Source organism: Mucilaginibacter sp. BGA-UO-ETr-C110, from assembly GCF_059567985.1.
Window position 1 is genome coordinate 1,948,210 of the sequence record NZ_JCAQPB010000002.1, and the last position, 14,409, is coordinate 1,962,618.

The 14,409-nt window shown below is 40.6% G+C and carries 12 protein-coding genes; 5 read left to right on the forward strand and 7 right to left on the reverse strand.

What is annotated here, in order from left to right; translation table 11 throughout:
- Positions 1 to 20: 20 nt before the first annotated feature.
- From AC57BQ_RS09115 to AC57BQ_RS09125, 3 genes are read right to left on the reverse strand one after another with little or no spacing between them, the layout of a single operon-like run.
- Positions 21 to 1,502, reverse strand: coding sequence for a dihydrolipoamide acetyltransferase family protein (locus AC57BQ_RS09115; RefSeq protein WP_496405970.1), 1,482 nt, complete (start codon positions 1,500 to 1,502; stop codon positions 21 to 23).
- A gap of 55 nt (positions 1,503 to 1,557) precedes the next feature.
- Positions 1,558 to 2,793 (reverse strand): competence/damage-inducible protein A, encoded by a 1,236-nt coding sequence (locus AC57BQ_RS09120; protein ID WP_496405971.1) that lies wholly within the window; start codon positions 2,791 to 2,793, stop codon positions 1,558 to 1,560.
- 5 nt (positions 2,794 to 2,798) lie between these two features.
- On the reverse strand, positions 2,799 to 5,519 hold the full coding sequence (locus AC57BQ_RS09125) for a putative LPS assembly protein LptD (protein WP_496405972.1): 2,721 nt from the start codon (positions 5,517 to 5,519) through the stop codon (positions 2,799 to 2,801).
- Positions 5,520 to 5,571: 52 nt separating this feature from the next.
- On the opposite strand from AC57BQ_RS09125, the gene AC57BQ_RS09130 reads away from it, so the two are divergent.
- Positions 5,572 to 6,483: an N-acetylmuramoyl-L-alanine amidase family protein gene (locus AC57BQ_RS09130; protein ID WP_496405973.1), complete on the forward strand. Its 912-nt coding sequence runs from the start codon at positions 5,572 to 5,574 to the stop codon at positions 6,481 to 6,483.
- A 92-nt stretch (positions 6,484 to 6,575) separates the two neighbouring features.
- Positions 6,576 to 7,520, forward strand: a complete 945-nt coding sequence (locus tag AC57BQ_RS09135; RefSeq protein WP_496405974.1) for an MlaD family protein — start codon at positions 6,576 to 6,578, stop codon at positions 7,518 to 7,520.
- Between the two features lie 243 nt (positions 7,521 to 7,763).
- Here AC57BQ_RS09135 and AC57BQ_RS09140 read toward each other — a convergent pair whose 3' ends face one another.
- The 4 genes from AC57BQ_RS09140 to AC57BQ_RS09155 all read right to left on the reverse strand — a co-directional run bounded on the left by AC57BQ_RS09140 (position 7,764) and on the right by AC57BQ_RS09155 (position 11,129).
- Positions 7,764 to 8,678, reverse strand: a complete 915-nt coding sequence (locus tag AC57BQ_RS09140; RefSeq protein ID WP_496405975.1) for a ribonuclease Z — start codon at positions 8,676 to 8,678, stop codon at positions 7,764 to 7,766.
- 22 nt (positions 8,679 to 8,700) lie between these two features.
- The gene (locus AC57BQ_RS09145; protein WP_076378832.1) at positions 8,701 to 9,078 is read right to left on the reverse strand and encodes an STAS domain-containing protein; all 378 of its coding nucleotides are present in this window, start codon (positions 9,076 to 9,078) and stop codon (positions 8,701 to 8,703) included.
- 55 nt (positions 9,079 to 9,133) lie between these two features.
- Positions 9,134 to 10,078: a phosphoribosylaminoimidazolesuccinocarboxamide synthase gene (locus AC57BQ_RS09150; RefSeq protein WP_496405976.1), complete on the reverse strand. Its 945-nt coding sequence runs from the start codon at positions 10,076 to 10,078 to the stop codon at positions 9,134 to 9,136.
- A gap of 88 nt (positions 10,079 to 10,166) precedes the next feature.
- Positions 10,167 to 11,129 carry a PhoH family protein gene (locus AC57BQ_RS09155; protein WP_090468027.1) on the reverse strand — a complete coding sequence of 321 codons (963 nt, stop codon included), beginning with the start codon at positions 11,127 to 11,129 and terminating at the stop codon, positions 10,167 to 10,169.
- A 100-nt stretch (positions 11,130 to 11,229) separates the two neighbouring features.
- Here AC57BQ_RS09155 and AC57BQ_RS09160 point away from each other — a divergent pair, with 100 nt between their 5' ends.
- From AC57BQ_RS09160 to AC57BQ_RS09170, 3 genes are read left to right on the forward strand one after another with little or no spacing between them, the layout of a single operon-like run.
- Positions 11,230 to 12,006 (forward strand): SAM hydrolase/SAM-dependent halogenase family protein, encoded by a 777-nt coding sequence (locus AC57BQ_RS09160; RefSeq protein WP_090468029.1) that lies wholly within the window; start codon positions 11,230 to 11,232, stop codon positions 12,004 to 12,006.
- Between the two features lie 10 nt (positions 12,007 to 12,016).
- The gene (locus AC57BQ_RS09165) at positions 12,017 to 12,535 is read left to right on the forward strand and encodes a hypothetical protein (RefSeq protein WP_496405977.1); all 519 of its coding nucleotides are present in this window, start codon (positions 12,017 to 12,019) and stop codon (positions 12,533 to 12,535) included.
- A gap of 28 nt (positions 12,536 to 12,563) precedes the next feature.
- Positions 12,564 to 14,396: an ABC transporter ATP-binding protein gene (locus AC57BQ_RS09170; RefSeq protein WP_496405978.1), complete on the forward strand. Its 1,833-nt coding sequence runs from the start codon at positions 12,564 to 12,566 to the stop codon at positions 14,394 to 14,396.
- Positions 14,397 to 14,409: the final 13 nt, after the last annotated feature.

The following is a 14,409-nucleotide window of genomic DNA, read 5'->3' on the forward strand; positions in this document are numbered from 1 at the left end:
TGTTATCTATATAAGTTAAATTATATCGCTCTGTTCGAATCCCATTGCTCCAGGTAATCGGCAACTCGGCGCACAAATGATCCACCTAAAGCGCCATCAACCACACGGTGATCATATGATAACGAAAGAAACATCATGTGACGGATAGCGATCATGTCACCTTCTTTTGTTTCGATAACCGCAGGCTTTTTCCTGATAGCACCTACGGCCAATATAGCTACCTGTGGTTGATTAATAATAGGTGTACCCATTACGTTACCAAATGAGCCTACGTTTGTAATGGTAAATGTACCATCCTTTACATCATCGGGTTGTAATTTGCCAATACGGGCCCGGTTGGCCAGGTCATTCACCGCTTTGGTAATGCCCAGCAAATTTAGCTCGTCGGCTTTTTTAATTACAGGTACTATAAGGTTGCCGCTTGGCAAAGCAGTAGCCATACTAATGTTAATAGCCGCCTTTTTAATGATCTGGGTACCATTTACAGTAATATTGATCATTGGGTAATCTTTGATAGCTTTTACAACAGCCTCGATAAAAATAGGTGTAAAAGTTATTTTTTCGCCTTCGCGTTTTTCAAAGCTACTCTTAACCTTCTCACGCCATAATACCAGATTGGTTACATCGGCCTCAACAAATGAAGTAACGTGCGGTGAAGTTTGCTTGCTCATGACCATATGATCGGCAATTAAACGGCGCATCCTGTCCATTTCAATAACTTCATCTGCACCAGATACTGAAGTAGCAGACTTTTGCGGCTCTTCTGCTTTAGCTGGTTCAGCAGTTGGTGCCACAACTGGTGGAGGCGTATAAGCACTTGTAGAAGCTGCTACAGGAGCATTAAATGATATCGGAGCTTGTTGTTGTATCGGCTCTTCTACTTTTTGAGCAGTAGATGGCTTCTGTTTATGTTGCAGATAGCTTAAAAGGTCATCTTTGGTTAAGCGTCCGTCAGAACCACTTCCAGGTATCTTGTCCAGTTCGTCGGTACTGATACCTTCCTGGCTGGCTATATTTCGTACTAATGGAGAGTAAAAACGCCCTTCACTTTTAAATGCAGGGGCCTCGGCAGAAATATTCTTTTTCTCCAGTTGATCCAAACCTGGTATGGCTATGGATTCAGGCGAAACAAGTGACTCTTCATTTTGTACTGTTTCTGCAACAGGATCTGGTGTTGGTATATGAGCCGGTTCTTCAGCTGCTTTTTGTTCTTCTACAGGTTGTACAGCTGCTGGCGTTTCGGCTTCGTTTGAATCAGGCTCACCGGTTTCAATAATAGCGATAACCGATCCTACCTGAACAACATCGTTCTCTTTGTAAAGCTGTTCTACAAGTTTACCAGCCACGGGAGACGGAACATCAGAATCAACTTTATCTGTTGCTATCTCCATTACTGCTTCATCTGCGTCTATATGATCTCCTGGATTTTTTGTCCATTTAATTATAGTTGCTTCAGCAACACTTTCACCCATTTTTGGCAATAATAGTTGGTATTTGGCCATTCTAAAATTATAGTTTCTCTCCCAAAATTAGGAATTTCGATCAGTACTTTACAATTTATGTGAGTAAAGTATTCAACATTGATAACGCAGTTACCGCACTCCTTTCAATGTTTTGACGACGTTTATTACCGAATGTGTATTTCTTTATTAACATTTTTTGATTGCCGGCAACCGCAATCCACACAGTACCAACAGGTTTGGTTTCAGTACCGCCATCGGGGCCGGCAATACCTGTGATGGCGATAGCAAAATCCGATTTGAAATTTTTCAAAGCGCCCTCCACCATTTCTTTTACGGTTTGCTCACTTACAGCGCCAAAATTCACCAGAGTTTCATGTTTTACCCCCAAAACACTCTCTTTTAGCTCATATGCATAAGTCACCCCGCCACCTAAGAACACCAGGGAAGAACCGGGATGCTGGGTAAACAAATGTGACAGATAACCACCGGTACAGCTTTCGGCAACCGATAAGGTAAATCCTTGAGCCTGCATTTTATCCAGTATGGCTTTTTCAAGCGCTATATCTTCATCTATTACAAAAGCTGCACCTATACGTTCAATGATCCTTTTGGCAAATTGGTCTACCTGTTCCTGTAAACCTGTTTCATGTTCGCCAAATACGCTCAAACGTAACCGTACCATACCTAATTTAGGTAGATACGCTAATTTGATATGCGCTGGCAGGTCATTCTCAATATCAGCTATCTGTTCGGCCAAAAAGGATTCTCCAACACCAACGGTTAAAATAGTTTTGTGGATAATAACAGGTAACTGAAACAGCTCTTTTATCTGAGGCAACACCCGTTCTGTCATCATATACATCATCTCGAAAGGCACTCCCGGCATAGAGATATAGGTAACTTTATTTTCATAAAACCACATGCCAGGCGCCGTGCCGTTTTGATTAAAGATTACCTTGCAATTCGCAGGTACATAAGCCTGTAAGCGATTCACCTCAATCAAGGGCCGATTAAACCGGGCAAAAATACCCTTTACATGCTCCAATGTTTCCGGATCCTCAACCAGTTCAACATTAAAATATTCTGCTAATGTTTTTTTAGTGATATCATCTTTGGTTGGCCCCAGGCCTCCAGTTATAAAAACAATATCTACCCGATTGGCAGCCTCGGCCAAAGCTTTCAGGATGTGTTCACGATCATCAGATACCGAAGATATTTGTTTTACGCGTATGCCAATTTGGTTTAGTTCGGTGGCCATCCAGGCCGAGTTTGTATCTACAATTTGACCTATAAGTATTTCGTCACCTATAGTAATAATTTCTGCCAGCATTTCAATTAATAAAAAGTTCCACTGTTGGTGTAATCATTTCGCTTACTCAGTTTCAGATCCTGCAATATAGTTGATTTTACCTTCAACGTAACATTATATGACTTCAAATAACCAAAAGGAATCCATTGAACAGAAAGGTCCCAGCAGTGCAGGTCGCGGTAAATGGAAAACGATGTAGCGCTTCCCAATTTTCCAGCTTTAATGTCATAATTGGTTGAATATTGCACCTTCCATTTAGGCGAAACATTCACATCACCACTTATCTGAACCGTATTACTCGTTGTAACCGTGTTTAATGAATTGGTGTAACTGTAACTATAGTTAAAGTTAATGTTCCATGGTACATTAAAATCAACATAAGCATTCGGATCGCTGTTTACCAAAGCCAAACGCTGGGATTGGGTTGGTGTAAGATTAGCCAAACCGTTTACCGCGCCCGGGGTACCGCGCGCCGCGGCTTTTGTTGAATTTAAACTGCCGCTCATGGATATACCTACGTTTGCCAATTGCGGAAACTTACCGTCTTGCCAGGTATAACGGTTGATAAGCTGGCTATATCTTACAATGTTATTATTCTGAATGGAGTCGCGAACTACCGTCACATACGGATTAAAGGTGCCCTGAAAACTAATGCTCAATTTTTGATTAAAAATTGCAGTATGCCCTGAAAACGTTATGGGCGAAAGCTTCATAGTATCCGCTGCAAAATTGTAAAAGGTTGAGAACGATAAGCCCTGTAGAATAGTTATTTTACGATCTGTACCTGATGTATCTGTGCTTTTCGCCTTCACCTTGGCTTCAATAGTATTATCTAAGCTAAAGTTAAGTCCGGCTTGCTTACCCGGCGAAGGTCCGCCATAAACAGCTCCATCAAAAATCGAATATTTTTGTGAAGCATAAGGATAAGGTATGGTAGCACTACTTACCGCGGTTTTATAATATCCAAAACTTGGATCAGAAAAATCCGGGCGGTAACCAAAACTGATGGAGGGCGTCATTACGTGCCTGATAGCCTTCAAGTTTCCATGCTTAAAATTGATCTGCCCGTACAATTTGGTAGATAATCCGGTGCTGACACTATATTCGCCAGCCCGTTTAAAGCCAGGTACGGTATCGGTGATCAGTTGGTCGGAATTGCTGATACTTCCGCGTTCAAACCTTTTGGTTATACTTTGAAAATACCAACGCTCGGTATAGTTAATACTGCTATTAAACTGAAAGTATTTTAACACGTTAAGGCCCAAGCTCACCGGTATTTGGTGTTGGAAACCATTTTGTAAGCGTTTTGAAAGGGTTTCGCTTTTAAAGAGCTCAGCCTCCGGGATGTTATTTACCTTATTAGTGGCCGTCATGTTATAGCTTACGGTAATTTTCTGATACCATTTTTGCTCGCCAACCCTATCTTTAGAATCAAATGGGTTTATGGACGACATACCGAAGGCTACGGTTGGTAATTCTATAGTGATGGTTTTATTCACGATATCCTGGCTATGGGACAAACCTACACTTAAATTGAACGGTGTACCAGCCCAGGTTTTGCCATAGGATATACTTGAACGTAAGCTACTTGTAGCAATGGTATTTACATTGGTTGTTCCTCTTGTATTCCTGAAAAACCCGGAGGTACCCGCATTTACCGACGCACTAAAAGTAGAGCCAGGGTTAGCGTTGGGATCCTGAGAGTGTGTCCAGTCAATATGCACGTCTTTTGTGGATGGATCGCCTGGTAAGCCGTAGTTATGCGATCCAAAACTTAAGGCAAGATTACCGGTATATTTATATCGTTTTAAATAACGCATAACGCTATTTAACTCATATGATCCTTTAGAATATACAGTAGCTGTGGTGGTTAGATCTATATAATCATTAAAGCCTAAATAATATCCAAAGTTGGAGAGTTTAAATCCCAGCTGCTGATCCTCACCAAAAGTGGGTAGTATAACGCCGGATGTTCGTTGGTTGGGTTTCGGGAAAAAACCAAACGGAATAGCCAATGGTAAAGGTATCCCCTCGATCTCAAGATATGCCGGACCGGAAATGATCCTGTTTTTTTCGCCAATACCGCGGGTTATCACAATACCAAAGTGGGTTTCGGGGTATGGTAGATCGCAGGTACTGAATATGACATTACGATAGGCTACTTCAGTTTCATTCAGTTTTTTTGCCTGACCGCCGGATATAAAATTACCATCCTGCTCCGATGCAGGGTTATACAGCTTTCCCTTCTTTGTTTCATAGTTAAATAAGAGCGAGTCTGAAGATACCGGTTTTTCGCTTTTTTGTTTAGATATAGGTCGGCCTATATAGCGGTGCGTTCGTGGATCAATGCTTCCTCGGGCAAATATGACGTGATTTTTTTGGTCAACCCGGATAAAATCGGCATCAAGTTCAAAATCTTCATAAGTAACCCGGGCACGGCCATATAAATATAAAATATCGTGTTCGTTATCTACATGGGTAGAATCTTCCGCAACAGCCTTTACTTCAGATTGTATATCACCTTTCTTTTGAGTGGTATCCGTTTTGGCAGCAGTGTTTTTGGCTGATGAGCTACGTGTGTTTTTTTTACCTTTAAGCAGTTTCCTGTCTTTAATGGTATCCAGTTTTATAATAGTATCTCTAACAGGTTTGCTGCTATAGCCTTTATATGTATTTTTGCTTTCGGCAGAAAACACTTTCACCGTTAAAATAATTGCAAACAGAAAAAAGAAGGTTGTGGATTTCAAAATTGATTATGAATAGTATTTTTGCAGATAAAGTTAACAGCGTTCAAAAATAATGAAAAATAGGGCATTGAAAAGATTGATTTATAGTTTCTCGGTATTACTGGCACTCCTTTCATATTTTCCGGTCACATCTTATGGTTTCATAAAAAAAGATACGGTTATAAATAACACTGGTTTCAAGATCAAAACTATTATTATTGATGCCGGCCACGGAGGTAAACCTTCCAGTAATGTAGGTCATTTTTCACACGGCGCATCAGGCGAATATTCTACTGAAAGGAATGTAACGCTTGCAATTGCGTTAAAATTGCAAAAAGCTGTAGAAAAAGATATGGGAGGCGTAAAAGCAGTGCTTACACGTAGTAATGAAGATGATGTTTCCTTTGAAAGACGTGCTGAAATAGCCAATGAAAATAAAGGGGATGTTTTTATTTCGATACATTGTAATTCTTTATCGGATAGACGCGTAAGCAGAAGAGTAGGTACTAAACATCATAAACCGGTTTATAAAACAAGTTTGGTTCCGGATCGTTCAGGTAAAGGTGTGTTGTTATTGGTTTATGCATTAAAACGTACAAGAGAGGCAGAAAATGAGATCAAAAGGAACCAGGTTGAGGGTGAGGCGGAACTTGATGGAGGAGCTTTAGATCCTAACGACCCAATAACTATTATTTTAACAAACGAGTATAAAAGAAAATTCAGGCAGCAAAGTATAAATCTGGCCACATTGCTTAACAAAGAGTTTGTTGAAACAGACGGCAGGCCAAGTGAAGGTATAAGAGACCAGAGTATTTATGTATTATGTCATAGTTCTATGCCATCTGTTTTGGTAGAAACCGGGTACATTAATAATCCTGATGACGAGGCTTATTTAAATTCAGAGGATGGACAAAATACAATCGTCAACTCTATTGTACGGGCTTTAACCAATTTTAAAAATGAGGTGGAGCAGGTTTCAAAGTAATATAAATAGCTTTACCTGTTCTATAAATCAAATAAAAGTAACATCAACAAATCAAAATAGAAAAACAATTTTAACCCGAAAACCACTACTGAATGAAAATCTCAAACGAAACAAAAATAGGGGCCCTTACAGCTATAGCTATTACTATATTGATATTAGGATATAGTTTTTTGCGCGGTAATGATGTTTTTTCGGGTTCAAACAAATATTACGCGGTTTACAGAAGTGTGGAAGGCCTTGCTTTAGCAAAGCCGGTATTGGTTAACGGCTTCCAGATAGGACGCGTATCCAGCATGAAATTGCAACCTGATGGGCATACTATTGTAGAGTTTAAGATCGACCCCGATTATGTTATACCTAATAACACCCTGGCTAAATTATCAAGCACCGATCTTTTGGGCAGCAAGGCCATTGTTTTTGAACTGGGCAACAGTAAAGTAGCTGCGGAAGATAAAGATACCTTAAAAGCCGATATACAGGGAAGCCTGGCCGAAAGCCTGCAACCTATACAGAAAAAAGCAGAAATGCTGATATCAAAAATGGATTCGTCACTGGCGGCTATCAACAAAATATTGAACCCTAACTTCCAAAAGAATGTCGATCGCAGTTTTATGAGTATTGCCAATTCATTGCAAACGCTGGAGGGTACTACTAAAAAAATTGATAACCTGGTAGCTTCACAATCAGGCCATATCAATGGAATATTAACCAATGCAGAAGTGGTGTCAGGCAGCTTAAAAACCAGCACTACCCATTTAAACGGTATGACTGCCAACTTTGAAAAGGTGAGTAATGATATCGCATCCGCGAATATTAAACAGACTTTAGACAATGCCAATAAAGCCATGGCTGACCTGCAGGCTACCATTGCCAAGATCAACAATGGCCAGGGTTCCTTAGGTTTATTGATGAATGACGACAAGATGTACAAGAACCTTACTGATGCATCTAATAACCTGAATAACCTGTTCATTGACCTGAAAGCACATCCAAAACGCTATGTAAGCTTCTCGGTTTTTGGTGGTAAGAAAGACTAAGCTAAGAATCAAGAGATTAGAGTCAGGAATCAAGACTGCGAATGCTCACCAAAAAGTGGGTTTACATGGTTTACACTTTTTATGGTTTACATTTATTTATATAATTGATAATCAATGTTTTAAATAAAAAAATCACAAAAAAATGGGTTTACAGTGTAAACCATCCCAACAAAAAAAGCAAACGATGTTCGTTTGCTTTTTTTGTTATATCCGGTCTTGATTCCTGACGCTAATCTCTTGCCTCTATTCTATCGCGAATGTCTTCCCTTCAATGGCCAATTCTGTTTCGGGGAAAACACTTCTGGCCTCGTCAAGTAATTCATTCAGGGTTTTATACCGGGCAGAAAAGTGTCCGATCAGTAGTTTTTTGGCGTGAGTTTTTAAGGCAATCTCTGCTGCCTGCAAAGCTGTGGTATGATGTGTTTCCTTTGCCCTATCAAGCATATCATTTAAAAATGTAGACTCGTGATAAAGCAGCGTAGCGTTACTGATCTGTTCAAAATACTGCTCATTATAAAGCGTATCTGAGCAATAGGCATATGATTTGGGAGCCTGAGAATCGGTAGTTAAAGTATCATTCTTATACACCACGCCACTTGCCGAAGTATAATCATTTCCCCTTTTTAAAGCAGTATAATACTCTACCGGAACATTCAGATCTTCCAGCTTTTCTTTTATCAGCTTGCGCAAACGCTTCTTTTCTTTAAAAAGGAAGCCGGTACAGGCAATACGGTGATCAAGTGGAATGGTTTCTACAATAACATCACTATTGTTGATGATCACTTCAGCTTTCTGCGCATCAATAGCCGTAAACTCCAGCGGAAATTGCAGTGTTGTTTCTGAATATTTAAACTGCAGGTCTATAATTTCTTTCAGATGGGCCGGGCCAAAAAGGTAAAGGGCTTTTTTACGTCCGTTTAGGTGCATAGAAGATAATAACCCTACCAATCCAAGATAATGATCGCCATGAAGATGACTAATGAATATATGATCAATGCGGCTGGCCTTAATATCAAAACGCAGCATTTGTTGTTGGGTACCTTCGCCGCAATCAATTAAATATAGGCGCTCATTGATATTAAGCGCCTGTGATGTGGGATTTCTGTTAAAAATGGGTGTCGCGGAGCTGCTCCCCAATATTGTTACCTCAAATTTCATACAGGGTAAACAATCATAAGGCTTATCTTGCTTCTTTTTTCAGCTCTTTTTCAATCTCTTCCATAAAAATAAGATCGATACCTTCTTCGGCTGTAGGTACAATGTTTAGTACATTATCCAATTGCGATATGGTTACCAGACGGGCTACCGCGTCATTTAAACCTGCCAGGATAAATAAGCCTGTAGCATTTTTACATAAGCGGTGACCTACTAATAAGCTACTTAAACCAGAAGAATCTGCAAATTTTACCTGTGAAAGATCAAGAATTATATTTCGCTGACCTTCAGTATTGATCAATATCAACTCGGATTTTAATTGAGGTGTAACCAATGAGTTCAATTTTGACTCATTAAGCTTCACTAAAATATATTTCTCGTGCTTATCGACAGTAAATTTCATTCCTATTAATAATTAGAAAGCTAAGATATGAATAATTTTACGGGGAATTAAAAAACTACAAATTTGTTAGCCCTGTTTTGATGCCTGTTTCCACGCGGTTAAGCACACTTTCGTTATCAGGTTTTACAAAGGGTTCGCCAATAATTTGTTCGTATAACTCAATGTAACGTTCGGAGATGGATTGCACAATTTCGGGTGTCATAACCGGTACAACCTGACCATCTTTACCCTGGAAGCCGTTTTCAATTAACCATTTCCTCACAAACTCTTTAGAAAGCTGTTTTTGAGCCTCCCCTTTTTGCTGACGCTCTTCATAACCCTCTTTATAAAAGTATCTTGATGAATCGGGTGTGTGTATCTCGTCAATCAGGTATATCTGGCCGTCAATCTTACCAAATTCATACTTGGTATCAACCAGTATCAGCCCCTGTTTAGCGGCTATTTCGGTCCCGCGTTTAAACAGGGCCTTGGTATAAGCTTCCAGCTGAGCGTAATCATCGGCCGAAACAATGTTTTGTTTCAATATCTCTGCTTTGGATATATCTTCATCGTGCCCAACAGATGCCTTGGTGGTAGGTGTTATAATGGGCTCAGGAAGGATATCATTTTCCTTTAAACCTTCGGGCAGGCTTTCACCACAAACTTGTCTTTTACCCGCACTATATTCGCGCCAGGCATGACCTGCTAAATAACCACGGATCACCATCTCCACCTTAAAAGGTTCACAAATACGGCCAATAGTAACACTTGGATCGGGTATTGATATCACCCAGTTGGGTACAATATCAGCAGTAGCCTCTAAAAAACGGGCCGCTATTTGGTTAAGCACTTGTCCTTTATATGGAATTGGTTCTGGCAGCACCACATCAAAAGCCGAGATGCGGTCGGTAACTACCATGGCCAGGTATTTATTATCGATAGTATAAACATCACGTACCTTGCCTTTGTAGTAATTAGTTTGGCCTGGTAAGTTAAAATGTGTTTCTTTTATTGCGTTCATTCTTTTTAGTTCATGGTTGATAGTTCATAGTTCATGGATGATTTGCAAAAATACTATGAACCATCAACCATGAACTATGAACCTTTCCCTATTGTATATCCCCGTAGGCTTCCAGTATTTTACGTACCAGTTTGTGCCTTACCACGTCTTCGCCGCTCAGGTAAACAATTTCAATTCCTTTTATATCAGTTAATATGCGCAGAGCAGTATGCAAACCCGATTGCTGTTTTTTTGGTAAATCGATCTGGGTAACATCACCAGTAACAATAAATTTGGCCGATGGCCCCATACGGGTCAAAAACATTTTAAGCTGCATATCGGTAGCATTTTGAGCCTCGTCCAATATCACAAAACAATTGTCCAGCGTACGACCACGCATAAATGCCAGCGGAGCTATCTCAATGGTACGGTTCTCCAGGTAAAACTTTAGTTTTTCTGCCGGGATCATATCATCAAGCGCGTCATACAAAGGTCGCAGGTAAGGATCTATCTTTTCTTTCAGGTCGCCAGGTAAAAAGCCAAGGTTCTCCCCTGCTTCAACCGCCGGTCTGGTTAAAATGATCCTTTTGATCTCCTTGTTTTTGAGCGCTCTTACCGCCAAGGCTACAGCTGTATAGGTTTTACCGGTACCCGCAGGCCCAATGGCAAAAAGTATATCGCTTTGGTTTATGCAATCAACCATTTTGCGTTGGTTGGCTGTACGCGCCTTAACCATTACGCCGTTTGGCCCAAAAACAATCACTTCACCACTGGCAAATTTATCAGTTGTTGTCTGATCTGTTGATGGTGCGTTTGTGTTTTTTGAGCCCAGGATACGCTCCAGGTCGGTAATATTCAGGTTTTCGAACTTCTCTACGTGTTGTAGCAGGTGATCGAATTTTTCCTGAAAGATATTCAGTTCGTGATCATCACCCAGAATTTTAACTTCGCTGCCACGCGCAACTATTTTAAGCTTAGGATATTGTTTCTTAATGATCTCAAAATGATCATTATTTGGCCCCCACAATACTGCCGGATTTACATTTTCAATTGATAGCTTTAGCTCGTTCAATACTAATTTGATTTTTAGTTACGGATTTTTATGAATTAAAAATTGAATATTTGTAGCTTCAAATGCTACTACAAGATTAGCAATAAATATTATAAAATTAATGGCAATAATAACATTAACTACTGATTTGGGCGATAAAGATATTTACCAGGCTGCATTGAAAGGCAGCATCTACAAATTGTTGCCCACAGTGAATATTGTTGACATTACCAATAACGTTGCCGCCTTTGATGTACAGCAGGCGGCCTTTATACTAAAAAACAGTTTTTACTACTTCCCTGACGGCACCGTACACCTCATTGGTATTGATACAGTTTATAACGATCATACCAAATTTCTGGCTGTAAGATATAAAAATCATTATTTTGTTGGTGCCGATAATGGTATTTTTTCGCTGATGTTTAAAGAAACACCAGAGGAGATCGTTGAAATAAACATTATGCAGGATCTTAAATTTTTACATTTCCCATTGGCGGATATTTTTGTAAAAGCGGCATGCCACCTGGCTAAAGGCGGTAAGCTTAATGAGATAGGCATCCCGGTGCAGGACATTGAAAATAAGATGAACCTGCAACCTGTTATCGAAAAAAACCTGATCAAGGGTGTGGTTATCTATATCGATTCGTTTCAAAATGTGATCACCAACATCACCAAGGAATTTTTCAATAGCGTACAGCAGGGGCGTAAATTCGTGTTGAACTTTAAACGGAACGAAACCATCAACCACCTGAGCTGGCATTATAACGAAGTACCCGTTGGTGAAAAATTATGCCTTTTTGGTATAAGCGATCACCTGGAGATAGCCATTAATAAAGGTAACGCCAGTGGCTTACTAGGTTTAAATTTGAATGATAAAGTAATCATTGAGTTTCAGTAGTATTATCATTATGAAAAAATTCTTATTGATCGGCATCATCCTTTTTTTGTTTACTGATTTACAAGCGCAAACAAACGCGCAGGTAAGTGCCGATTCCATCGCTTATCAGTTGCAGCGAAAAAAAATAAACAGTATGCTGGATATGCGCAAAGTACGTTTTGGCCAGTACAGCCAGAGTCTGAATGAACATACCGGGATATTCGGCCTGCAAACAAAAAGCGATATCCGCCGGTCGAACGATATTTTGATGGATATTGTTAAAACTGACGATAACATTTATAAAGAGCTCAAGATCCTGCTGGAATACCGTGCCTTTCAGCAAAGGCAGATCCAAAGTCACTCCAAAGAGGCAGAAACCATCAATCAGAATTATATCAACCTGATCAGCAAGTTAAGGCAGCAAAACGCTGTTTTAAAAGCCAGCGCTCAAAAGGCCGATACCATGCAGTACGTCTATATTTTGATCATTGTTCTCATGATTGCGTCAATTTTATTTCTGATAAGCAAAAAAAGTAAAGTTAAGGTGTAATTTTGCGATCTTAACTATAAATGTATACATGGCAAGAGGACGACTGAATAGTGGCGCTAAAGCAGAAGCAGAATTACCAAAAGCAAAAATAAACCGGCAGAGCATACAGAACATCCGTAAGCTGCTCAACTACATTAAACCTTACCGGGGCAAATTTATAGCCGGACTGATATTTTTGTTTGTATCCAGTCTTGTAGGACTTGCTTTTCCTAAAATCTTAGGTGCTTTGATCGATGCCGCGCAAGGCAAATATCCTAACAGCTATTTACCGCACAGCCTTAATGCTATAGCTCTTGCCGGCTTTCTGTTATTGTTTGGACAGGCCTTTGTTTCCTTTTTCCGGGTGGTTTGGTTTGTTCAAGTGGCTGAAAAGTCATTGGCTGATATCCGTCGCGATACTTATTTTAAGCTGATCACCCTGCCAATGAACTTTTTCGCCAACCGCCGTGTTGGTGAACTGAACAGCCGCATATCAGCTGATCTTTCACAGATACAGGATACTTTAACCACTACTTTTGCCGAGATCATCAGGCAATTGGTGATCATGGTAGGCAGCGTTATTTTGCTGGCCGTAGTATCTATTAAGTTAACCCTGGCTTTACTGGCCATCCTTCCCTTTCTTGTCGGCTTCGCTGTATTTTTTGGAAGATATATCCGCAAACTATCACGTCAGGCACAGGACAGGCTGGCCGAATCAAATACCATTGTTGAGGAAACCCTGCAGGGTATTGCCAACGTTAAAGCTTTTGTGAACGAAGCTTACGAGGCTACCCGCTATGATAAAATTTTACGCATGGTAGTGAACATAGCCGTAAAAGGTGCCAAATTCCGCGGCATATTCGCGTCGTTCATTGTATTTTGCTTGTTTGGCACCTTTGTGGGTGTCATATGGTATGGCTCGGTACTGGTGAGCCACCACGAGATCCTGGTAGGCGACCTGACCACTTTTATCATGTACTCCATATTTGTAGGAGCCGCTATGGGTACCTTCCCTGATCTGTATGCCAACTTGCAAAAAGCTGTCGGCGCGAGTGAACGTGTACTGGAAATACTAGCCGAAAAAGGCGAAGACATCCACATGGTTGAAAACAATAACCAGGTAGATCAAAAAATTAAAGGCAACTTGGCATTTGAAAATGTGGTATTCGCCTATCCTTCCCGTTCGGAATTGACAGTTTTAAAGGGCATTTCGTTTGATGCAGCTGCCGGACAAAAGGTGGCTATTGTTGGGCCAAGTGGCTCCGGTAAATCAACTATGGCATCGCTTATCCTGCAATTTTATCATCCTCAAAGTGGTAACATTTTATTCGATGGTCGTGCTGCTTCAGATTTTTCCATTACCGATATCCGCAACCAGGTAGCCATTGTACCCCAGGATGTCATGCTTTTTGGCGGAACCATATCCGAGAACATAGCCTATGGTCGGCTCAGCGCATCGAAAGAAGATATTATACAAGCTGCTAAACGTGCCAACGCTCACCAGTTCATTACTTCCTTCCCTGAAGGTTATGAGACCGTTGTGGGCGAACGTGGTGTTAAACTATCCGGCGGGCAGCGTCAGCGTATCGCTATAGCCCGGGCATTGCTTAAAAACCCTTCTATCCTGATACTGGACGAAGCTACTTCATCCCTGGATTCTGAATCAGAACGCCTGGTGCAGGAAGCCCTGGAAGAATTGATGAGGGATCGTACATCCATTATCATAGCACACCGCCTGTCAACCATTCGCGAAGCTGATAAGATCATCGTACTGGAAAAAGGCGAGATCATTGAATGTGGTAATCACCTGGAGTTGATTAGCAACGAGCAAGGTCTTTATCGCTATCTGAACCAGTTACAGTTTGATGCGCAGAATGGCTAACTTTCGCTTATTT